A 20,133-nucleotide genomic window follows, 5' to 3' on the forward strand; every position below is an offset into this window, starting at 1 on the left:
CATTGACAAAAGCGACATTGGTGTCATAAAATTAAAAAGCGACAGTGGTGTCACATTTTGATTAGAAGTTCTTTTAGCGAGTGGAGGAATGAGGATGGCCAAAAAATCAGTGGAAAAGAGACAATTGATTCTGAGTAAAGCACTAGAGTTATTCATTTGCAAAGGATTTCATGCTGTGACGATGAGCGATATTGTAGAGGAGTGCCAGATTAGCCGCGGTGGTTTGTACCGTTATTACAGCTCTACAGATGATATCTTCCGCGAACTGTTACGTGCAAATGCCATACATACAGAGGAAATCTTTGAATCTATGATGGGGGCAGGCAAGCCCTATCGCGAGATCATGGAGCTGTTTTTGTCCGGGCAAAGAATGGAGCTACGCCAGATTAATAACAGCATGATGACTGCAGCCTATGAGTTTTTCCTCTCACACAAAAGCAAATCAGACAGGGAGTTCTTAAGGCAGCAGTACATACAATCGGCGGCTTTTCTCAGCCGCCTGATCCAGTACGGCATTGAACGGAAAGAGACGGAGGTAGATTCCCCGGATACAGTTGCCAATCAGCTGCTGATATTTTTAGAGGGCCTGAGGGTGCTGGGGTTATCCGTTGATCTTACAGATGAATTTCTGGAGGAGCAGTTCAAGTGGTTTCAAAATAATTTGTTCGGAGGCCATCCCCCTTATGAAAACAATTCTTACAGTTAACGAGGTAACGAAGCAATACAGGAATAATGAACTCATTCTCAAAGAGGTTTCACTGGAAATAGAGGAAGGAAGCTTCACGGTTATCATTGGGCCAAGCGGGTCAGGTAAATCCACCTTGCTCAACATCATGTCCGGATTACAAAAGCCGAGCAGCGGAAGTGTATTCTTCGGAGACAAAGACATTACACAATTCATCGAACATGAGCTTGCTGATTTCCGCAGACAAGATATCGGTCAAATTTTCCAGCAATATTTGCTGCTCTCCCATCTCACGGCAGAAGAGAACATCAGGATTGGTGCGCCTGCAACGGGTGGAGCGTATTCCGTGCAAGAACTGGCGGAGATGCTGGATATCTCTGGTGTTTTGGACCAATATCCAGGCGAACTGTCGGGAGGCCAGCAACAGCGGGTAGCCATTGCCAGAGCTTTGATCAAGAAGCCGCGTTTGCTGTTTTGCGATGAGGTAACCGGGGCTCTGGATGAAACGAACAGCAGGAAGGTTATTTCTTTGCTGCATCAGATTTGTGTTGAATACGGTGTAACTGTACTGTTTATCACCCACAATTACGAAATCGCGAGAACCGCAGATCGTGTGATTACGATTAAGGACGGATCGCTGATTAAAGATATTCATCACAAGAATCCTATCCCGGTGGAACAAATGAGCTGGGTATAGCGCGTGCAGACTGAAGGGGAATGGGGCGGGATTGGATTGTACTATTTAAAAAAACAAATAGTTAGCCTGTTGAAGCAAAACCGTGCATATGGAGCAGTGCTGCTGTTGATTATTTTCTTAACCACTTTTATGTATTTTTTCGTGCAATTTTCAGTTGACCGGAATGTAACGAATATGGAGTATTACTTGAGAAATCAAAAACAGGAAGATGTCAGATTCCAGTTCACTGGCACAGCAGACAAGAACAAGGTATTGAAGGGGTTAGAGAATCAACTGATTACCGAAAAACGCAGCATTAAGAAAGTGAAGAGTGAGAACAAGACTTATTTTCTGCTTAGCGAACCTCAGCGGCTGAATATGCCCTATATCGTGAAGGGCAGGCTGCCGGAGCAAGCAGATGAAATTGCGGTCTTGCCGCTATTTCTGCAACAGAATAACCTGCAAGTTGGCGATTCATGGAGAATCGGAGAAGTAAGCTTTACGATTAGTGGTTCAATGTATTTACCGGATTACTTATCGTTTATACCCTTTGGTGAGGTTCACCAGAATTATTCTGATGCTACATTCGTTCTTGTCCTATCGGAAGTCTATGACAGACTAGAGGGGCAGGAGAGTCAATATTATGCCGGAGTCTTGCGAGAGGGCGTTGATCACCTATCAAAGGAAAGCTTGCTGGTAGAACCAGCTTTTTCTTATTTGGCATCGGCCTCTGAGATAGACAGCGATACAGAACTGCAAAAGGCGCTGGAATCAAACAATGGACTGGCGTTGTCTTTTTTGATTGTGCTCGGTTTAATATCTTTGTTCATCTTTTATATGTTTTTCAAACGTTTCATGTCACTGCACAAGCAAGATTTGGGCTGTTTAAAAGCACTTGGCTTTACCGGGAGGCAAATAACTTTTGTCCTGATAAGGTACACCTTCGGAATTGCGGGCACAGGTTGCCTCTTGGGGATCGGGTTAGGGTATCTTGGATCCAACGTGCTCATGGGAATGCTGGAAAGCACTTATTCCTTCCCGTTTTTTGAACGGGGTATTCATTTCGGGTCAGCCGTTAAAGGCATCTTATTTCCAGTCGGGGGAGCACTTCTTATAACGTGTTATGCAGCTGTTCCGTTTTTGAAGCAAGAAACCCATGGTTTGTTAAACAGTTCAGCGCAGCCGCGGCCGGTCAAGGGTGTCTTGCGGGCTGCCAACCGGGTAGTTAAACTATTGCCGGAGAAGTGGCGGTTGCCGTTCCGTGTTGCACTGCGAAAATGGAATGCCTTAATCCTTAGTGCTTGTGCGATTCTGCTGACTACCTTGTTGTTCTTGCTAAGTTATTCCTTATATCAATCCAGCGGTACAGCCATGAATGCCCAAATGGCAGGCATCGATTATACCTATGACATTACCTATCCGGAATTTCAGCATGATGATGCGAATGCCAGATCCTCCCGGATGTATTATCTCCAGCAACCGGTGCAACTGAAGCAAAAGAAAGGCAGTATGATCTCAGTGCAAATGCTGGGACTCGATAGTGGGGGAACGCTGTTCACGCTGCTCGATGCCAATAATAACGGCCTCAGGATGGATAACCTGAAAGGAGTCATTGTCAGCCGCTCATTCAGCTGGTTGTATGGGATCAAGAAGGGGGATACTCTCAACCTTATACTGGATCGGCAAAATGTGGAGGTTGTAGTTCAGTCGATCAGCCAAAACGGGGATACGGATACGATATATACATCCAAAGATAACCTCGCTGGTTGGATGAAGGTGGAGCGTTCACTGCATTCGGGCGAGTTAAGTAATGAAATGAATTCTTCCACCAACGTTAAAGTGGTAACTGCTGCGGATAAAAGAGCTGCGCTGGAAAGCAGCGCTGTCTCAAATCGTTCAAGTGCTGTCATTAATCAAATGATTGGCGTTGTAATTGGAGTTTTACTGATATACCTGATTCTCCTGCTTAATTTTCAGGACAGTACCCGGGATATGAGAATACTCCGGCTGCTCGGTTACAAATCTTCCGAAATCAACCGTTTGCTGATTGACGTGTACAGACCGCTGCTGGTATTGCTCTATGTCATTACTCTTCCGTTTGCGGTGTTTATTACAGAACGGATTTTGCGGATTCTATCTCTTCAGACTGGCGATTATATGCCGTTTAACCTGAATATATGGATGCTGATTCTTCCGCTGGCGCTTATTATGCTGCAATATATGCTGGTTATGCCGATATTCAAGGGTAAGCTGCGCAGAGAAAACAGTATTGATACGAATATCTCTTGATATTTTGGTGCTACGGATCAAAGAGCTAAATAAACACAAACAGCGCGCACCGATGGAATATCGGTGCGCGCTGGCTGCTTAGCATGATTCTGTTATCGAGTTAACAGGAGATAACTTGAGCACTATTCGACCTGGAACTGGTTCAACTCGTCCTGAAGTTTTTTGGACAAATGACTGAGTTGCTGGGATAGTTCAGCGACCTGTTCAATGCTGTCCAGTTGTTCCTGCGTACTTGCGCTAACCTCTTCCGTCGAAGCGGAATTCTCTTCTGTAGTGGAAGAGATGATTTCCAGTGCCTGGAGAATTTCATCTTTATGTTTATGGACTTTGGAAGTGTTGCTGCTAATCTGAATCATGCGCAATTTCAAGGCCTCCAAATCCTTGTTAATGCTAAAGAATACCTGCTTCGTAGCCTCCACAGATTTTGCGTTTTCTTCAGCAATTTCAAGACCCTGTGCTGTGTATTTAACGGATGCAACAGTTTTTTCCTCGATTTCATGTACCTTTCTGCCAATTTCCTGTGTAGCCTGTGCGGTCTGCTCCGCCAGCTTGCGAACCTCTCCGGCAACAACGGCAAACCCGCGGCCTTGTTCTCCCGCCCGAGCGGCTTCAATGGAAGCATTGAGCGCCAGCAGATTGGTTTGTGTGGCTATTTGATGTACTGTATCCACGATGCTTGAAATTTCATGGCGGCTTAGATCAATATCATGAATAGCTGACGATATCGACTGGGTGGAGTTGTGATTTTCTTCCGCCCACTTGGATAACTGATCCAATACACCCAACCCCAGCTCGCTTTGGTCAGCAGAAGCCTGCACCATCGTCTCTATGGCTATGGCATCACTGGCGATTTCGTCAATTTGGCCCGATAGAGATCCGGTTTTTTGCAATATAGTATCTGTTTCGATCGACTGATAATTGGTTGCATTGGCAATCTCATTAATGGCCGTCGCTGTATCGTTCATGGTTATAGCCGTTCTGGAAGAAATGGATTGCAGATCCTTCGAAGACTGGTTTAATACCTCAGCGGAGGTGCCAACCATCTGGAGCATGCCTTGAATTTTCTGGACCATGTTGAAGATTCCGTTTGAAATTTGTCCAATTTCGTTGTTGGAATGGGCATCAAACTGGACTGTCAAATCCCCGTTTTCCACCCGCTTGATCTTAGTAAGCAGTATGGGGATTGATCTGAGCAGGTAACGGAGCGTGATATAAGAAAATAGAACGAGCAGGATCGCAGCTGCAGTAAATCCGCCAATCGTAACCCAGGTGAACTTTTTTAATTCTGAGAGCACTTCACGCTCCGTAATGGTCAAACCTACGGACCATCCGGTATCTTTACTGATAGCATAGCCGATGTAACGGCTTTCTCCGTTGTCATCAATCAGTTGTACTCCGGATTCGCCAGCTATCATTTTCTTGCCGATCGCTCCAAGATCTCCAGGGAACTCATTAATCTTTTCCTTGGATACCTTAGCCTGGTCAGGGTGATACAGAATATCACCTGTTTTGGAGGCGAGTATGGAATAACCGGTGCTGCCAAGCTTATAGCTTTCCATAATGGCAGGGATGTCTTTAGATGCTATATCAACCGCCGCAAAACCAATTAGCGCATTGTTGTCATCTTTAATCGGATAAAAGATACCCATCAGCATATCGCCCGAAGTGATGTCAATATAAGGATCGGAATAGTACAGCCCGTCTGCTGCGACTGCCGGTTTGTAATACGGCCGTTCTTTAATATTAAAAGATGCATCAGATGCATTACCATCGTTCAAGAGGTAAAAGCCTTTGCCGTCAATACTTGCAATCCAAGCATCTGCAAAAGAGGGCTCAGCTTTTACAATGGCAGCCAGAGTCTTCACTGCTTCATCAGCAGACGGAGAAGTTTTAGCCATTTCCGGAGATTCAGTGGTTTCAATGTATTGTTTAAAAATATCATTCGTTGACATTTGTTTAACAAGTGAACCCTTTTCCTTAAATAGAGCATCGAATTGACTTACGAGTGCTTGTGTCTTGGTCTGCAGCATGGATTCTTGTTGTTTCACAAGTATGCTTCGAGTGCTGGAAAACATATATGTTCCCAAGATCGAGAAGACGACAACAATAATAACTAAAAGTACAATGGACAAAGTATTTGCTATGCTTGGTGAGCCGAATCGCCATTTCTTTATTTGCTGCAACATATTACCATCTCCCCCGATTCTTTTCTGAGCTAAAAGTCTCATAAGAATATGTCGGAAGATTGTAACTTTTTTAATATAGCTTTCATCTAAATGAACGAAATTTAATTTAAAAAATAAGGATTTGGGATAAAAACTACGCTGAGTACGATATATGCTGTCCTTATTCTGGATGCGTTTCCAGACAAGTGGAAGGAGGCGGGCTGACTGTGGTCCACCCATGAATTTATATTGTCAACAAAAGCTCCATGGCGGAGCGTTCTCTCTGGGCAATATCGCTTAAAAGCTCGGATCCCCGTCTTAGCTCCTGCTGATTTCCGGTTCTTCCAGCATTGTCAATTGACGCTGATACACTATTCCACAAGAGGGCGATTTCCGTAAACAGCAGATAAGCCTTTTCTACTTTTGAATTACCGAACAATTCTACACATTCTTTAAGAAAATCTCTGTATAGGTTGCGAAATAAGGCACCGCCGGTCCCGGCCTTTTCCATTAACATAGCAGTCAAACATAGATCTTTCTCCAAGTCCTTACTGCGAGCAGGCCATTTCAGAATTTCATTGCTCATTTTTTCGATGCCTTTATTGCCCATATTGCGGATCGGCGGATTCAAATAGTCGTGGGCATTATTAAGAATAGAGGATCGTATTGCAGGCAGAAGTGGTGGAAGGTCACCTGTCAGTTCAAGCGTAAAGGAACGGTTTCTGGAACTCATGGATCCCTTTGCGTTCCTTGCCATGGCTAAACTGGATAACCGCGTGGTTGCAAGTCCGCCTTGTTGGCCTGTATCTGACATGTAGGCGTATTCGTCATCCATACCGTAGATCACGGCATAGTGGGCGGCAAAGTGTATTTTATTCGTAAAGTAATCTAAATAATATGAATCTAATTTAAGGCCTACGGGAACACCTTGCTCTATGCAGCTTTGCACGTTCTGCCATGCTTTTGTGACAGAGGAAGTTTCCTTCACCTTCATGTTCAACTGGAGCCGGGATGCCAGGCATGCAGACAGTTCATCTGGCTTCGCTCTGCCTCCAATAAAAGGAAAGTCCATTCCCTTCGAATCCCAATATATAAATCCTAATCCTTGTCCAATTCCGAATAACATCGGCTCCGATAATTGAACACCTGCATGTTGAAGAAGATTACCCATGGCTGTGGTCTCGCAGTGTTCTCCCTGATAAGGAGCAAAGTTTTCAATCCTCATGAACTTGACCCTCCAATTCCCCTATTAGTTCGTTGATCAGATTGGCGACAAAGATCTTTTCATTCTCGATGAGACTCATCGGGTGAAGAAAAAGAGCCCTGACGTGCAACGGCAAACGGTAGCCGCCTTGCGATTCATATTTTTGCGCGATGTTCCTCAATGACTCCTCCAGAAAATTCTGCCGTGTCTGCAATGCTTCTGCAGCTTCATTTATCCCGATAAAAGGGAGAGCCGCCAGCCCGAGATCGAAACGGTTATCCCGTTCCCGTGAGGTAGTCAGGCTAATGATGATTTCATTTCTCAAAGTGTGCATACCGTCTTCCAGCATGACAAAAGTGGACGGGAGAGGACCTTTGCCAGACTTGTGGCCGGATTGTTCGGATCGGATCAGGCCCTTGTCTTTCAATTTCTGCAAACCGTTGTAAATAGAAGTAGTGCCTATGTTCGCCCATTCCCGGTAACCCCGCTGCTCGATCAGCTTATTAATCTGGTAACCTGACGCTTGTTTGGATTCCGCAATAATTTGCAATAAGATGAATTCCACGTTGGAGAGACTATACATTTTCTTCCTCCTTATATTACATGAGTGTAATATAACACTAGTGGAATATAACGTCAAGGTGGTTAATGTGGGGAACGGCCCAGTTCCGCCAAAAACTCTGAACATGCATGAAACCTTCGCAGATAAGAACTGCTTCGGGTTGACATAAATGAGATATACTTGTATATTATTGGCATTGGATTACAAGTGTAGTCATGAAACGGGAAGAAGGGTGGAAAGAATATGTCTACGGAAACTCCAAGAATCTCGGATGCCGAGTGGGAAGTAATGAAGGTACTGTGGGCAGAGGCCCCGCGCACCGCAGGTGAAATTGTTGAAGCGCTGGAAGGCAGCCGGGACTGGAACCCGAAGACGGTACGGACACTGATTAAGCGTCTGACCGAGAAGCGGGCCATCGGCTACAACCAGACAGGAAGGGTGTATTCATATTACCCGCTTGTACGGGAAGAGGAATGCGTTCAATCGGAGACACAATCGTTTCTGAAACGGATCTACGGCGGAACTCTGCGCCCGATGTTGGTCAACTTTTTGCAGGATGAGAAGTTGTCCCGGGAAGATATTGATGAATTGAAGAGAATTTTGGATGAACGAAAGGACTGAGCTGCTTGCTGGAAGCTGCATACAATCTGTTCGTCAAGGTAATGTCGCTGTCCGTGATAGCGAGCGTACTGGCTCTGCTGATCCTGGCTGCCCGGTTTCTGTTTAAGGATCGTTTAAAACCGGCCTGGACGTATCTACTATGGATACCGCTGGTAGTGAGGCTGGCCATACCTTGGGCACCGGAAAGCGCGTTCAGCATTTTTAATCTGTTGCCGCTGGAGAAAGAACCGGCGCAGACTGCCTCCATTCCGTCAACGCAGCCAATGGTTGGCGTTAAGGATGAGGCCGGGTTGACCGGTGGAGAATCCGGCCCGGCACCTGACGCTGGAACAGCAGATGCGGGACTTTCACCGTTAGTGACGACACTGGATGGAGTAACGACCAATTCGACCTCGCCGGCTAATGTCATACAGCCGGGCGCAGGCAATGCTCTGGAAGCCGATGCAGGCTGGAAGCCGCTGTATTTGCTGGGACTGGTATGGCTTAGTGGAGCGGCGGTAGTACTGGCCCTGTCGGTCCGGGCGCAACAGCGCTTCACGGCGAGGGTTCGGCGGGAACCGGAGGTCATTTCTCCGGACATCCGGCTGTTGTTCGAAACCTGTCTGGGCGAACTGCAGGTGAGACGTCCGGTGAAGCTGATCGAGACGAAGCAGATTGCCGTCCCGGCGCTGCTCGGCTTTATGCGACCCAAGTTGCTGCTGCCGGCATCCACGCTGCATACTCTGGAGGCAAGCGGGGTCCGCCATGTATTTCTCCATGAACTGGCGCATGTGAAACGCTGTGACATTCCGCTGAATCTGCTGACAAGCTTGCTGCTGGCCCTGCATTGGTTCAACCCGCTGCTGTGGTATGCCGTACGCCAAATGAAAGCAGATCAGGAGGTCGCGTGTGATGCACTGGCCTTAACACATCTTGAACCGGAGTGCCACAGAAGCTACGCGCTGACTCTTCTCAAACTGTTGGAAACATTACCTGGCCCGATCCGGCTGGCCGGAGCAGCTGGCATTTCAAGCAGTAAAAAGGAAATGGAAAGAAGGATAATCATGATCACAAGGCATAAGAAAATCACAGCAAAGAACACGCTGTTGGGCCTGGCCGTAATTATTCTCTTAAGCGGCTGTACCCTGACCGGGGCCAAGCTGAATTCTGTGCCGGTCCCGGAGAAGAGTGCTCCTGCTGCTTCCCCGGCAGCTTCAGAGGATAAAGATACCCCTGCATCCGGTGTCAAAGGGACCCTGTTGGGAGAGGGAAACGGGATCACTGTGACCGCTAAGCCCACAGGGGAGAATACGCTTTTGCATGAAGTCACAGTTAATGTACGGGGTGAAGTGAGCCGCACGTTCTTGTGGGATGCCGGTGAAGACGAGACGCGACCTCCGCTCATTGATGAAGCCGACCTGAACGGGGACGGTACTAAAGAAATCTTCATTCGTATTACGACCGGCACCGGCACTGGACTTTATATGAATGACATTCATGTTCTGCAGCCTGTTACCCTGGAAGAGCTTGTGGTCGAGGATCCGGCCGAAGCGCTGAATCAGAGGCTGAAATCCTCCATTACACACCGCGATAACCATACCTATGTATCTGCTGAACTGGATGGAAAGCATATGAGCAAAGTTTATGATTACACGGAGGCAGCATGGGGGGAGAAGGTCGGATTTGGCGCCATAGTTTCGTATGAGCTGACAGGCGGCCGTATCGTGGCCCGCTTGTCCGGCGCTGCGTCTATGACTGAGTTTCCGCTCGATGTTGTTGCCGTTTACGGCAAGGACCTGACCCTTGACAGCGTACAGATGTACTATGGCTCGTTCATTGCTCCGCCGCTCAGCGAACAAGAGATCAAGTCCATGATGGAACAAAGGCTTCCGGCAACCGGCTGGACCTTTGGCAAAGACGGCGACCAATACACTGTGGATTTCACAGATCCGCCGAACGGCGAAGGGCAAGGCAACACCTATAAAATCAATCCGTTTACCGGAACGGTTTATGACGCTATCTCCGGCAATCCCTTGAGAAGCCTTGTAAACAGGGAAGCGATAGATCTGTGGGAGATCTCTGACGGCAGCAAATACCAGAAGGAGCTGTATAAGCTGCTCCAGCCCATCCTGGATACCGAAGGCTTCGAGCCGGTGAGCAAGGACTGGATTTCCGGCTTTACAGGGGATGGTTATTTGTTCGGTGAAGTCAGGAAAGAGGGCAGGGAATTCACGATTAAAGCCGAAGTCTTTACCAGCCAGTGGGAAGAAATTCCTGATCCATATAAATAGTTAAGCAGCCATTCAGATTTGCAATACGGTTACTAACTCGTTGTTACAGATTTCGCCGTTGTCACGGAAGCCGAAACTTTCATAAAGCTTTTGGGCGACGGAATTTTCGCCTGCATAAGGGATCCAGCAGTAATTTGCAGGCCCGGCTGGAAAGGTGCGGATAAATTCCAATATCTTTGTCATAGCTGCCCGACCATAGCCCAGATTCTGGAATTGCTTGTCAATCATTAGCCGCAGGATGCAATAGTTACCGTCTGCGACTGACGGGAGATCGTACCCGGTGATACCATAAGTCAGCATAACAAAACCGACAGGCTGTTCATCCGCATAAATAGCAAACGGAAACGGATGTCCCCCATTGGTGGTCAGAACATAACATGAAGCCATACTTGATAGATTGGACGCAACATAACGGCGTTGGTCTTCTGAAACCTCCAGATTAAAGATGGACCGCCGGTTTTCCAGCGTGATTTTTCTGAGCGTAATCATGTAGTGTGTCTCCCTTCATTTTTCGTTTTGCGCCGCGAACACTTATATAACATACAATTTATACAAAAAAAGTAATAGACTTATATTGTATTTTTTTATAGACTAATATGTATCCATGGCTTTTTTAGATATCGTCTTATTTGGCAGTATTGGCTACCCCCCCACATAATTGTTCCAGTTTTATTATTTCGTTAACGTATAACTTTACGCCGCCAGAACCTTGGCGGCTTTTTTGCATTCTCCGCAAAAAAATACTTCTATATAAATTGAACTTAAAAACTTGAGATAAGGAAAGGAGGAACGGAGGGGGATTTTGGAACTGGAGGAGCGGTAGCGTCCGCCTTTGTCTTCGGATTTCTACCGGTAATAGCGGTTAAAATCAAGAAATTCTTACGACAACAGCGGCCGGAAGTCCAAATATTCACCGTAGTTGCGACTGATCCTGTACTCTAAAACCTTAAGTTCAATCTATATAAGATTAAAATTTAAAGAGAGTTGTTCATAAAATTTAAGTTCTCCTTCAGTTATTCCGATAAGTATTAAAGGAATATCCACAATCTGGATGAGCATATACGGAAGGAGAAATATAGTAATGATTAATATCATCGATACATCTGGCAGACTTGGAAAAGAAGACTGCTTGCTATCGAATACGCAGCAATTTATCCGGAGAAGTGCTCCGAATCAACTTTTAATTGAAGTTTTCCAGGACTGTATATTCAATATTAAAGAACATCTTTCCGGCACCTTTTTATTTCTTCTTACGGATGAGGAGGGAGTTCTGCTCGCGATGGATTACAGCCCTAACTTGGAGAGAACAGTGAGCAGGTCGCCTATTCACTTAGGGATGCTTTTTACAGAGGATCATTGTGGTGTAAATGCAATATCAGAGGCCATTGCCCAAGGCTGTCCCGTGTATTTACCACCTGAAGATCATGAGAACTCTTTTTTTAAAGATTGGCATTGTTTTTCGATTCCTTTAATTGTTAATCAAGAAATTATTGGTTATCTCGATGTCTCCACGATTAATGCTGATATGAAAAGTGAACTAATCGCGATTGCCAAGCTGATTCCGGCAGATATGTTGATCAATTACCAGGACCAGCTTGTAAATCAGGCCGCTGAACAGCTTTCAGCACAACTAAGTGAACGTCAATTAAACGTACTCGAACTGATTTCTCAGGGACTGACAGGAAAAGCGATTGCCTCAGAATTAAAAATTAAAGAGAGTACAGTGAATCATCACAAGAAAGTTATTTTTGATAAGTTGGATGTTCGATCCAGCTCAGAAGCTGTTTCTGTTGCGACTCGGATGTCATTATTTTAGTACTCCCTATAGTTTTATATAGTGGGAAATGATGGGACCGCATGCTAATATTATCTGGTGTTTAAAAAAGAGAGAAACATCAGGAGGGTATTATGAAGAAAAAAGTAGGATTATTATCAATGGTAATGGTGTTAATGCTGATGATGGTTACGGCATGCGGGGGGAAGGATAAAGAAGTTAGCTTAGGCGTGACAGAAAGCGGTACTTATAAGAATGATTACTTCGGTGTGTCTCTTAATTTTCCAAAAGAATGGGTTTACCAGAGCGCAGACGAGATGATGGAGACTATGGAAGCTGGCATGGAAATTGTTGCCGGTGATAATGCAGATAAGAAGAAAAAGCTTGATCTGGCAAAGACCAAAACACTTAACCTGCTGATGGCTTCCAAATTTTCGTTAGACTCAGGTGAAGTAGGGCCTTCCATTGTCTCTGTTGCCGAGAAGTTAAGCATGCTCCAAGGTATTAAGGACGGTAAGGACTATCTGGAAGCTTATATAAAGCAGGCGAAGGCAAGCCAGTTGCCGTATGAATTTACAGAAATCACGACGGTAAAAGTCGGTGGCAAAGATATGGACATGTTGAAAGGTACCATTGATAACGGAGACTTGGGAGTAGTTACACAAGAATATTACAGCACATTAATTGAAGGCTATTCATTCAACTTTATTCTTACATACGTAGATGACGCGTCGAAGGCTGAAACGGATAAGATTTTGGAATCTGTTTCGTTTAAATAACAGGCTGGTCTATAAGTAGATCTTCTACGAGCGGAGACAGTCCTCTACATACACCGAACCGTAATAAAACACAGAGCAGCGATTCTCCTGTTATCGGAGAATCGCTACTCTGCTTTTTGGGTCATTAGCGGCTTGAAATGGAGGGAATTGACATCCCTTTATTGGCAGCGAATACTGAATTTTTCTCCGGAGCCGATATTGAGAATCTGTGCGAGAGTGCTGCTGAACAGGTGCTGGAAGAGATCCTGGAGACAGGAGTCGAACTGCCTATCCGGATGTCGGATGTGGAGGCTGTTCTGCAAGAAGTCCGGCCTTCAACTATGGAATGGCTGCGCATAAAAACTGGATCTCTGAAAAGCAAAAGGGGAACAAACGTTTCTATACTCGAAAAATTAAGCGTTTCTTAAGAATTGCTACCGATAGCTTAATGGTATAGTTTTAGAAGAACGTTTAGGATCAGCAAAGAAATATAGTGCTTGAAGGATGCCATGTTTGTAAGAGGAACTATTATGCTTACCGTTATCCCCAAAATATCAAAACTGTCTGGGACATTGGTTATAAAGTCGCGAGGTTCTAATACGCAGGGAGGAAACTCGGAATGAATTTTAAATGGCTGCGAACCGTGAGATTGAAATTCATGGGCGTTGTTCTGCTCAGTTTAGCGGCAACCGCAGCTGTACTGTATATCGGCTACCAATTTGGCTCTGTTCTAATCACGATCCCTCTTTTTAAGGGGGGGCTGGCTTTTATCATTAACAAATATGGCTCAACTTCTATAATGTATGTTACAGGGCCTATCATCTTTTTGATGGCTTATTTTCTATTGTCGCGGAGAATTATCCGGCGGATTGAACACATCAACGATGCTCTGCAGGCGATGGCCACCGGCCAGTTGGATCAGGAGCTTGAGTCGTCGTCACTCGATGAGATTGGGCAGGCGGCCCGCAGCTTGAACGAGATGGCCCGGCAGCTTCGTCTGAATGTGGATAAAATTTCCTCGGGCGTTGGGGAAATAGCCAGTGGCGGGTTCAGTCACCGCATTGAAGTGGAGCATAATGGCTTAAACGAATGGAATGGAGTGGCAGACAGTATTAACCAGATGGCGGAGCAGCTCGACCGTTCCATTCAGGAGGAGCGCAATGCCGAAAAGACCAAAAATGATCTGATCACAGGGGTCTCCCATGATCTTCGTACTCCGCTCACCTCTATCCTCGGATTCCTCGAAGTGATTGAGAATGACAGGTATCAGGATGAAGTGGAGCTGCGGCATTACATTAGTATCGCTTATGAGAAATCGCTGACACTCAATAAACTGGTGGAGGATCTGTTCGAATACACCCGAATCAATAACGGAATGCCCCTTCATTTGGAGGAGCTGGATATGGTGGCTTTTCTTCGCCAACTGGCAGAGGAGTTCGTACCGATTCTGGAAAAGGCAGGTATGATCTGCCGGGTTTCCACTGATTCAGAGCGTTTGTTTCTAAAAGCTGACGGCAATCTGCTTGTGCGCGGTTTCGAGAATCTGATCTCCAATGCCATTCGCTATGGCAGCAATGGGGGCTGCATCGACATTACGATACACCACTCCGGGGAAGAGGCGTTGATCCGTGTAATTAATTATGGTGAGCCTATTCCTCATAAGGACCTGCAGTTCATTTTTGAGCGCTTCTATCGGGGAGACCGTTCCAGGTCTTCAGGGGGGACAGGCCTTGGACTTGCCATTGTCAAAAGTATTATGGAAGTGCATCAGGGCGGCATTTCAGCGCGGAGTGACCGTTCAGAGACGGTATTTGAGGCAAGACTGCCCCTAAAACTCAAATAGCAGAAAGTAGAAAATGGAGTATGCCGATTCTTGTGGCCACAGCGTATGTGGCGGCAGGTGCGGCTTTTTTTGTTTTCAGCGCCTTCTGTCGGTTACTTAAGAAAATATTTAGATTTCCTTTAGCGGCAGATAAGAACTCTCTTCTATACTGTAGAAACCGTTAAAGATGCTGATTGATAGAGAGGAGTGCGGGATTTTTGTGGGAGTTGCACATATGGAGATCTGGGTCAGTGCCGGAGCGGGAAATAAGCATCCGTTTGTGCTGCTGTTCGAGCCGATACCCGCTGCGATGCGAACGGAGTAAGGAGGGCTGGAAAGTACCGGTTGCGTATTCAACCACACCGGAAACATCCCATAATCTGAATAGGGAAAAACAAACATACAGGGGAGATAGGGTCCATGAAAAAGGGGATAATCGGGATTATAGCATTGCTAGTTTTTATGCTCGCTTTAGCAGGCTGCGAAATGGATGGTAATACATCGAATAAAGGTAAGTCTGCCATTTCGGGCATCACACCGGTTGAAGCTGTGGCTGGTTCTGTGAAAGTAAGGCATCATCGTGGTGAAATCACGCTCAACAAGCCGGCAAAGCGTGTCGTAGTTCTGGGATGGACATTTACGGAAGATGTAGTTGCATTGGGCGTTCAGCCCGTAGGTAATGCTGAGAATGACAACTACAAGTTAAATGTAACTTCTGAAGCGGCTCTCGATAATGGTGTAACCGATGTTGGAACGCGCAGTGAACCAAATCTGGAGGCGATTGCCGCTTTGAAGCCGGATCTGATCATTTCCGATGGTGGTAGAAACGCAGCAATTTATGATCAGCTCAATGCCATCGCACCAACAATCGAATATGATCCCAACAGTGGTCATGGTTATGATCTTGACAAAATGCTAGAGATTTTCTATAATATCGCCGTTGCTCTCGGAAAAGAAGACAAAGCGAGACAGGTGGAGGAGGAGCTGCATCAGCATTATGCTGAAGCCAAAGAGAAGCTCGCCGCTGCCGGTAAGGCTGATTTCCATTATGTCCTGGCTCAGGCGTTCACCTATCAAAATGCGGCCAGCCTGCGCATATTTACGGATAACTCGGTCGTCATCGGAACACTGGCGAAGATTGGTTTGATTAATGATTGGAAACCAAACAAACATCAGCAGTATGGCTTTTCAACCGTAGGTATTGAATCCTTGCCTTATGTTCAGAACAGTAACTTCATCTATACTGTGCAGCCGGACGATGATGTTTTCGGTACAGCGATGAAAAACAACTTGTTCTGGAATGGATTGAAATTTATTAAAGAAAAACGCACCTATGCACTGGGCAATACGATATGGACGTTTGGCGGTCCGATCTCGTCGAATGCACTGGTTGACCAAGTGGTCGGAGCAATTACGAAATGAGCTCGGTTCAAGTATTCCGTCCGTTTTATTACTGGCGTACGCTCGGCATCAATGCCTCAGCTTAATCGATCATCCGTATAATCTCGTCTGCGATCAGGCGGGGCTCGGAGTACATGATCATATGCCCGGAATACATGGCTTCAACCAAGCGTGCGGCCGCTAATACGGACGTCGTCTGCCGATGGGCTTCGTTGAGCGCCGGTCGAGTCTTCCGTTCCATCCAAGATATTAGAGTTCCGGAGATGACTGACACCTCTATGCCTCCCAGCTTCAGCGGATGGTCACGAAGCACCCTTAAGTCCTTCAAAAACCCCCTTCCTTCAGCAACCATGGTTCTAGCTGCCTGCATTGTGAAATCCTCCTGGCGATGCTCCTTATAGACATCCGCAGGCAGAGCTCTGCCGGGCTTGCTTCCCATCACTCGGTACAGGCCGGTTCTGGCAAGCATCGGAAGCAGTGTATTCATCCTCGCATAATGCATTGCGGACGATTCTTCGAAATACAGCCCGCAATGCTCGTCTGTCTGATCGACCAGAACAAGTCCGCGTAAGCGCGCGGGATCCATACTTGCGGCTACTGTGCGAATAATCGGTCCGCCCCAGCTATGCCCGACGAGGAGAAACGGGCCTGTGCCCAGTTGCCCCAATAAGTAGATTAGGTCATCAGCGATTCTGGTCCTTGGCTCCCGTCACCGATCTGAATATAATGGCTGTCTCCAAACGTGTGAGTTCTCGTATCCGGCATAGTCGTTTCCACCCATCAATTAAGAATGATTATCAATTGTATTGTAAGCGATGGAAGAGGAACGGACAAGAGCCGCAGCTAATGACGTCCCGGGCTCCCAGCAGCAGCCATCAAGATACCATCTGTATAATAAGCACTATAGTTTTGCTAGCCATAGACCGGATTCTGTCCGATAAGCCAGTATATAGCTATACAGCTTCTAAGAAATCATACATAAACCGGCATGAGCATCAGCGCCAATAATTACGTAGGGGAGTAAATATGATGAACCTAACTAATTTGTCAAAAAAAGAACGCGGGAGCCTGGCGATTGACTTTACGGAGGCCGAGCAGAAGGTTGGATTTCCATTATGCGAGGGCATAAAAAGCTTGTATACTCGATCATTTGGGGAGATGGACAGCAGTGTTTTGAATCTCAGAGAGAAAGTCCATATCAAACCGCAAGGAACTCGCTGGGATACTTGGTTTTCGTTCAACAATTGTGAAGGAAACTGCGAGGTCATGTTGAGTATGCCCGGATCGGAAAAAGAGCTTACGGATTTTATTGCATACGGGTTTCATGAATGGACCGGCGGCAATGATTTTGGCAAACGGATGATGATCGGTTCCTTATTTGTCAACATCGGCGATATTTGTATCCTCCTTAATAATGACACAGGCAAGATTGAGTGGATTGATTGCGGTTACGGTTATTTTGACACTTATGACGAAAATCCAAACGGTGTTCTAGCGGATTCGATTGAAGAATTTTTGGGGTTTTTCGAGTGAGAGGTAGAGTTTATCAAGCTGCTCGCTGTTAATGTCCCCGCACTAATAACTCAATCGGATTCAAGCGAAACTAAATAGCCAGTCGCCACTTCCGGCGACTGGCTTCTTTGACTTGTAAGGTGTTTTGATCCCAGTCTCACAAACGGAGGGCTCTCCCATTGATGTGGAAGAATTTTATTGTTTATATGGAATATAATGAAAAAATATTTTATAACCGATATACATAATAAAGGAAAAAATGGTTCTTTTGTCTTGAGGGTATAATTGGAAAACTGGCGAATCGAGGTGGATGGATGGGACTTTCCATGAGAATTGAAGGGCTGGATACAGAAGACAACATCATTGAATTGTATGAAGAATCGTTAGTATCTACCGAATATCTACACAATACCATTGGAAATGCGATGGCAAGGACCGGGGATACGGGGTATGTCCTGAGAATAGTCGGAAGAATAGAACCTTCCCTTAAGAGTGAACAGCGGACTACTCAAAAAAGTATTTTGGAACTCACCAAGTGGGCGTATTTACCCTATGCTCCCGAAGCGGACTTTTACCGGAAGGTATCTATTGTCTATGAGAAAGGAGAACAGATTGTACGTGAATTGAACTTTACCAAAGCCTATGTACTTAATTATGAAGAGAATTATGACAACTACAGCGGTACAGGCAGCTTTCACTTAACCTTAGGGCAAAAACGGGGTGAACAGGGCAAGATCAATTTTGGTGAGCAAGAGCAGGCAGACGCTGCAAAAGTGTTTACTCCACTATTACCTAACGCATTTCCTCCGAAGCCGCCGGCGTATTATGATCTCCTGAAGATAAGGATACCCGAACCTGTGGATGCAACCTCGGGAGCCGCACCTACGAGAAAAGAGCTTATTGAAGCCTTGTTCATTAAGAAGATAGGGACTTTTTCCGGGATGGCAGATCATGAGAAATATCTTAAAGAAGTGATTAAACGATATATGAAGGGAACACCTATTGCGCAGGAAGTATTTTTGAAGTATGTGAAAGATGACTCAATGAAAGAACTCACGGGCGTTGATGATGGTTCTTATTATCGTGATTCCAAGGAGAAAGTTTTTCTGAATATCGGTAATGATTTCACCAGAAAAGGTACAGGTGTAGTGTTCTTCCATGAGTATGGACATTACATTGATCATGCAGCGGGGGATTTATCCGACGATAAGACCTTCCGGGAAAATCTAAAAAAAGATTTCAAAAATATAATGGAATCCCGTGCGAATGCGATGTACTTGAGCGAGTTGGATCCTAAACTTATACCAATACTCGGTAACATTAAAATAACGTTGGAAGATATTATGAACCCGGATAACTGGAATGAGAAGGAGAAATCATCGATTGATTACAAGAAGTTATATGAGAAAATAAGTAAAGAATTAATGCCAGATAGTCTTTCGGCGGTATCCGATTTGTATAGTGGATTAAGTATAGTAAAGGTAAAAAAGAATACGGAAAGAATCAAAGGGGATTGGCAGCATCCTGTGGAATATTGGACGAAAAACCCTGATAAAATATACATAGAAGCTCTCGCTCATTGTTATGAAGCTCAATTTGACCCAATTAGGCGTGCTAATTTTAGGAAATACTTCCCGACTGCCTATGAGAGATTCGAAGAGTTACTGGAGGGCGTACATGACTAAGAGAAAATGGAAGTATTGTGGAATAATTGTGTTCATCGTCTTAATTACAACCAGCGGTTGGTTATGGTATAGTCACTCCAGTCCGAAGGTTCGTTTATCTGGGGAAGCGGCTGAACGTAAAAAATTAGAGGAATCGATTAGAGCAAAAGAGAAGCAGCTGGATTTTTATTTTCGTAAAGTGAATGAATTGATACACGAATTGAATCAAAGTGAATTAAATGATAATCCAATAAAAGGAGAGAAGGATCTACGTATGGAAGATAAACTAGTATGGGATGTATTGGAATCGGAAGAGTATAAAGCTGTTCTTGAGGAGTACATAAAGTATTATGGTATCATTGATGAATACATTATTCCCAAGACTGAGACGTTGGGTGGGTTCAGGTACAAGGTCGAGGAAAGCATCACTGAGGGTTATGATTTGTTACCTAAGTATTATGGCTGGACCAATGCCTTGATGAATATGAGAACGAAAGAGTTTCGAGATCTGAACACCCTATATGATGAACATTTTGGTGAGGATATTCCTACTGAGGTGATCTACGGAACAATGGAAGAGTTAATCGATATAGTGAATAGAAGTGTGAAAGAAGGCAGGGATTTGCTGCCAGAGTATTATCGGTACTAAAAAGCAGCATAAGACCGTATTTCCGTAACTTTAGCTGGAAATACGGTTTTATTATTCTTCTACAAGAGATTCGAAGAGTTT

The 20,133-nt window shown here is 45.4% G+C and carries 18 protein-coding genes; 13 read left to right on the forward strand and 5 right to left on the reverse strand.

The genetic code is table 11. The features are described from left to right. Window positions 1-94 precede the first annotated feature (94 nt). The 3 genes from ACQ76X_RS33330 to ACQ76X_RS33340 all read left to right on the forward strand — a co-directional run bounded on the left by ACQ76X_RS33330 (window position 95) and on the right by ACQ76X_RS33340 (window position 3,650). Window positions 95-706 carry a TetR/AcrR family transcriptional regulator gene (locus tag ACQ76X_RS33330; RefSeq protein ID WP_438498088.1) on the forward strand — a complete coding sequence of 204 codons (612 nt, stop codon included), beginning with the start codon at window positions 95-97 and terminating at the stop codon, window positions 704-706. Then, a complete protein-coding gene (locus ACQ76X_RS33335) occupies window positions 684-1,382 on the forward strand; it encodes an ABC transporter ATP-binding protein (protein WP_438498090.1) in 699 nt (232 codons plus the stop codon). Before ACQ76X_RS33330 ends, ACQ76X_RS33335 begins: the two co-directional genes overlap by 23 nt. Before the next feature lie 186 nt (window positions 1,383-1,568). Beyond that, entirely contained in the window at window positions 1,569-3,650 is a 2,082-nt protein-coding gene (locus ACQ76X_RS33340; protein ID WP_438498091.1) for an FtsX-like permease family protein, read from the forward strand. Between the two features lie 122 nt (window positions 3,651-3,772). On the opposite strand, the gene ACQ76X_RS33345 is transcribed toward ACQ76X_RS33340, so the two are convergent. The 3 genes from ACQ76X_RS33345 to ACQ76X_RS33355 all read right to left on the reverse strand — a co-directional run bounded on the left by ACQ76X_RS33345 (window position 3,773) and on the right by ACQ76X_RS33355 (window position 7,602). Beyond that, on the reverse strand, window positions 3,773-5,836 hold the full coding sequence (locus ACQ76X_RS33345; protein WP_438498093.1) for a methyl-accepting chemotaxis protein: 2,064 nt from the start codon (window positions 5,834-5,836) through the stop codon (window positions 3,773-3,775). A 223-nt stretch (window positions 5,837-6,059) separates the two neighbouring features. Further along, window positions 6,060-7,040 carry a BtrH N-terminal domain-containing protein gene (locus ACQ76X_RS33350; RefSeq protein WP_438498095.1) on the reverse strand — a complete coding sequence of 327 codons (981 nt, stop codon included), beginning with the start codon at window positions 7,038-7,040 and terminating at the stop codon, window positions 6,060-6,062. Next, complete coding sequence (locus tag ACQ76X_RS33355) at window positions 7,030-7,602, reverse strand: PadR family transcriptional regulator (RefSeq protein WP_438498096.1); 573 nt, start codon at window positions 7,600-7,602, stop codon at window positions 7,030-7,032. The genes ACQ76X_RS33350 and ACQ76X_RS33355 overlap by 11 nt, the downstream gene beginning before the upstream one ends. A 222-nt stretch (window positions 7,603-7,824) precedes the next feature. Between ACQ76X_RS33355 and ACQ76X_RS33360 the strand changes: the two genes are divergently transcribed. Both ACQ76X_RS33360 and ACQ76X_RS33365 read left to right on the forward strand, forming a co-directional pair. Further along, a complete protein-coding gene (locus ACQ76X_RS33360; protein ID WP_438498098.1) occupies window positions 7,825-8,202 on the forward strand; it encodes a BlaI/MecI/CopY family transcriptional regulator in 378 nt (125 codons plus the stop codon). 5 nt (window positions 8,203-8,207) lie between these two features. Continuing rightward, the gene (locus ACQ76X_RS33365) at window positions 8,208-10,472 is read left to right on the forward strand and encodes a M56 family metallopeptidase (RefSeq protein ID WP_438498099.1); all 2,265 of its coding nucleotides are present in this window, start codon (window positions 8,208-8,210) and stop codon (window positions 10,470-10,472) included. A 12-nt stretch (window positions 10,473-10,484) separates the two neighbouring features. On the opposite strand, the gene ACQ76X_RS33370 is transcribed toward ACQ76X_RS33365, so the two are convergent. After that, window positions 10,485-10,961 (reverse strand): GNAT family N-acetyltransferase, encoded by a 477-nt coding sequence (locus tag ACQ76X_RS33370; protein ID WP_438498100.1) that lies wholly within the window; start codon window positions 10,959-10,961, stop codon window positions 10,485-10,487. Window positions 10,962-11,553: 592 nt separating this feature from the next. On the opposite strand from ACQ76X_RS33370, the gene ACQ76X_RS33375 reads away from it, so the two are divergent. The 5 genes from ACQ76X_RS33375 (at window position 11,554) to ACQ76X_RS33395 (ending at window position 16,248) form a co-directional block, all read left to right on the forward strand. Next, window positions 11,554-12,288 (forward strand): helix-turn-helix transcriptional regulator, encoded by a 735-nt coding sequence (locus ACQ76X_RS33375; RefSeq protein ID WP_438498101.1) that lies wholly within the window; start codon window positions 11,554-11,556, stop codon window positions 12,286-12,288. A gap of 92 nt (window positions 12,289-12,380) precedes the next feature. Next, the gene (locus tag ACQ76X_RS33380; RefSeq protein ID WP_231578433.1) at window positions 12,381-13,025 is read left to right on the forward strand and encodes a hypothetical protein; all 645 of its coding nucleotides are present in this window, start codon (window positions 12,381-12,383) and stop codon (window positions 13,023-13,025) included. Between the two features lie 137 nt (window positions 13,026-13,162). Then, window positions 13,163-13,432 (forward strand): hypothetical protein, encoded by a 270-nt coding sequence (locus tag ACQ76X_RS33385; protein WP_438498102.1) that lies wholly within the window; start codon window positions 13,163-13,165, stop codon window positions 13,430-13,432. A gap of 191 nt (window positions 13,433-13,623) precedes the next feature. Then, a complete protein-coding gene (locus ACQ76X_RS33390) occupies window positions 13,624-14,847 on the forward strand; it encodes a sensor histidine kinase (RefSeq protein ID WP_438498103.1) in 1,224 nt (407 codons plus the stop codon). A 399-nt stretch (window positions 14,848-15,246) separates the two neighbouring features. Continuing rightward, a complete protein-coding gene (locus ACQ76X_RS33395; RefSeq protein WP_438498105.1) occupies window positions 15,247-16,248 on the forward strand; it encodes an ABC transporter substrate-binding protein in 1,002 nt (333 codons plus the stop codon). A gap of 61 nt (window positions 16,249-16,309) precedes the next feature. On the opposite strand, the gene ACQ76X_RS33400 is transcribed toward ACQ76X_RS33395, so the two are convergent. Continuing rightward, complete coding sequence (locus ACQ76X_RS33400) at window positions 16,310-16,894, reverse strand: alpha/beta fold hydrolase (protein WP_438498107.1); 585 nt, start codon at window positions 16,892-16,894, stop codon at window positions 16,310-16,312. 359 nt (window positions 16,895-17,253) lie between these two features. On the opposite strand from ACQ76X_RS33400, the gene ACQ76X_RS33405 reads away from it, so the two are divergent. From ACQ76X_RS33405 to ACQ76X_RS33415, 3 genes are all read left to right on the forward strand, one after another. After that, on the forward strand, window positions 17,254-17,760 hold the full coding sequence (locus tag ACQ76X_RS33405) for a hypothetical protein (RefSeq protein ID WP_438498108.1): 507 nt from the start codon (window positions 17,254-17,256) through the stop codon (window positions 17,758-17,760). 305 nt (window positions 17,761-18,065) lie between these two features. Next, the gene (locus ACQ76X_RS33410; protein WP_438498109.1) at window positions 18,066-19,424 is read left to right on the forward strand and encodes a hypothetical protein; all 1,359 of its coding nucleotides are present in this window, start codon (window positions 18,066-18,068) and stop codon (window positions 19,422-19,424) included. Next, window positions 19,417-20,052, forward strand: coding sequence for a hypothetical protein (locus ACQ76X_RS33415; RefSeq protein WP_438498110.1), 636 nt, complete (start codon window positions 19,417-19,419; stop codon window positions 20,050-20,052). The genes ACQ76X_RS33410 and ACQ76X_RS33415 overlap by 8 nt, the downstream gene beginning before the upstream one ends. Window positions 20,053-20,133: the final 81 nt, after the last annotated feature.

It is taken from the genome of Paenibacillus sp. IHBB 3054 (genome assembly GCF_051594305.1).
Taxonomy (GTDB): domain Bacteria; phylum Bacillota; class Bacilli; order Paenibacillales; family Paenibacillaceae; genus Paenibacillus_AQ.

Excerpts from the sequence above, each read along its gene's own strand:
- ACQ76X_RS33360 (WP_438498098.1), top strand. The coding sequence starts at position 7,825 with ATGTCTACGGAAACTCCAAGAATCTCGGATGCCGAGTGGGAAGTAATG.
- ACQ76X_RS33345 (WP_438498093.1), bottom strand. The coding sequence starts at position 5,836 with ATGTTGCAGCAAATAAAGAAATGGCGATTCGGCTCACCAAGCATAGCA.
- ACQ76X_RS33335 (WP_438498090.1), top strand. The coding sequence starts at position 684 with ATGAAAACAATTCTTACAGTTAACGAGGTAACGAAGCAATACAGGAAT.
- ACQ76X_RS33415 (WP_438498110.1), top strand. The coding sequence starts at position 19,417 with ATGACTAAGAGAAAATGGAAGTATTGTGGAATAATTGTGTTCATCGTC.
- ACQ76X_RS33390 (WP_438498103.1), top strand. The coding sequence starts at position 13,624 with ATGAATTTTAAATGGCTGCGAACCGTGAGATTGAAATTCATGGGCGTT.
- ACQ76X_RS33410 (WP_438498109.1), top strand. The coding sequence starts at position 18,066 with ATGAGAATTGAAGGGCTGGATACAGAAGACAACATCATTGAATTGTAT.
- ACQ76X_RS33405 (WP_438498108.1), top strand. The coding sequence starts at position 17,254 with ATGATGAACCTAACTAATTTGTCAAAAAAAGAACGCGGGAGCCTGGCG.
- ACQ76X_RS33380 (WP_231578433.1), top strand. The coding sequence starts at position 12,381 with ATGAAGAAAAAAGTAGGATTATTATCAATGGTAATGGTGTTAATGCTG.
- ACQ76X_RS33355 (WP_438498096.1), bottom strand. The coding sequence starts at position 7,602 with ATGTATAGTCTCTCCAACGTGGAATTCATCTTATTGCAAATTATTGCG.
- ACQ76X_RS33375 (WP_438498101.1), top strand. The coding sequence starts at position 11,554 with ATGATTAATATCATCGATACATCTGGCAGACTTGGAAAAGAAGACTGC.
- ACQ76X_RS33385 (WP_438498102.1), top strand. The coding sequence starts at position 13,163 with ATGGAGGGAATTGACATCCCTTTATTGGCAGCGAATACTGAATTTTTC.
- ACQ76X_RS33395 (WP_438498105.1), top strand. The coding sequence starts at position 15,247 with ATGAAAAAGGGGATAATCGGGATTATAGCATTGCTAGTTTTTATGCTC.
- ACQ76X_RS33350 (WP_438498095.1), bottom strand. The coding sequence starts at position 7,040 with ATGAGGATTGAAAACTTTGCTCCTTATCAGGGAGAACACTGCGAGACC.
- ACQ76X_RS33330 (WP_438498088.1), top strand. The coding sequence starts at position 95 with ATGGCCAAAAAATCAGTGGAAAAGAGACAATTGATTCTGAGTAAAGCA.
- ACQ76X_RS33370 (WP_438498100.1), bottom strand. The coding sequence starts at position 10,961 with ATGATTACGCTCAGAAAAATCACGCTGGAAAACCGGCGGTCCATCTTT.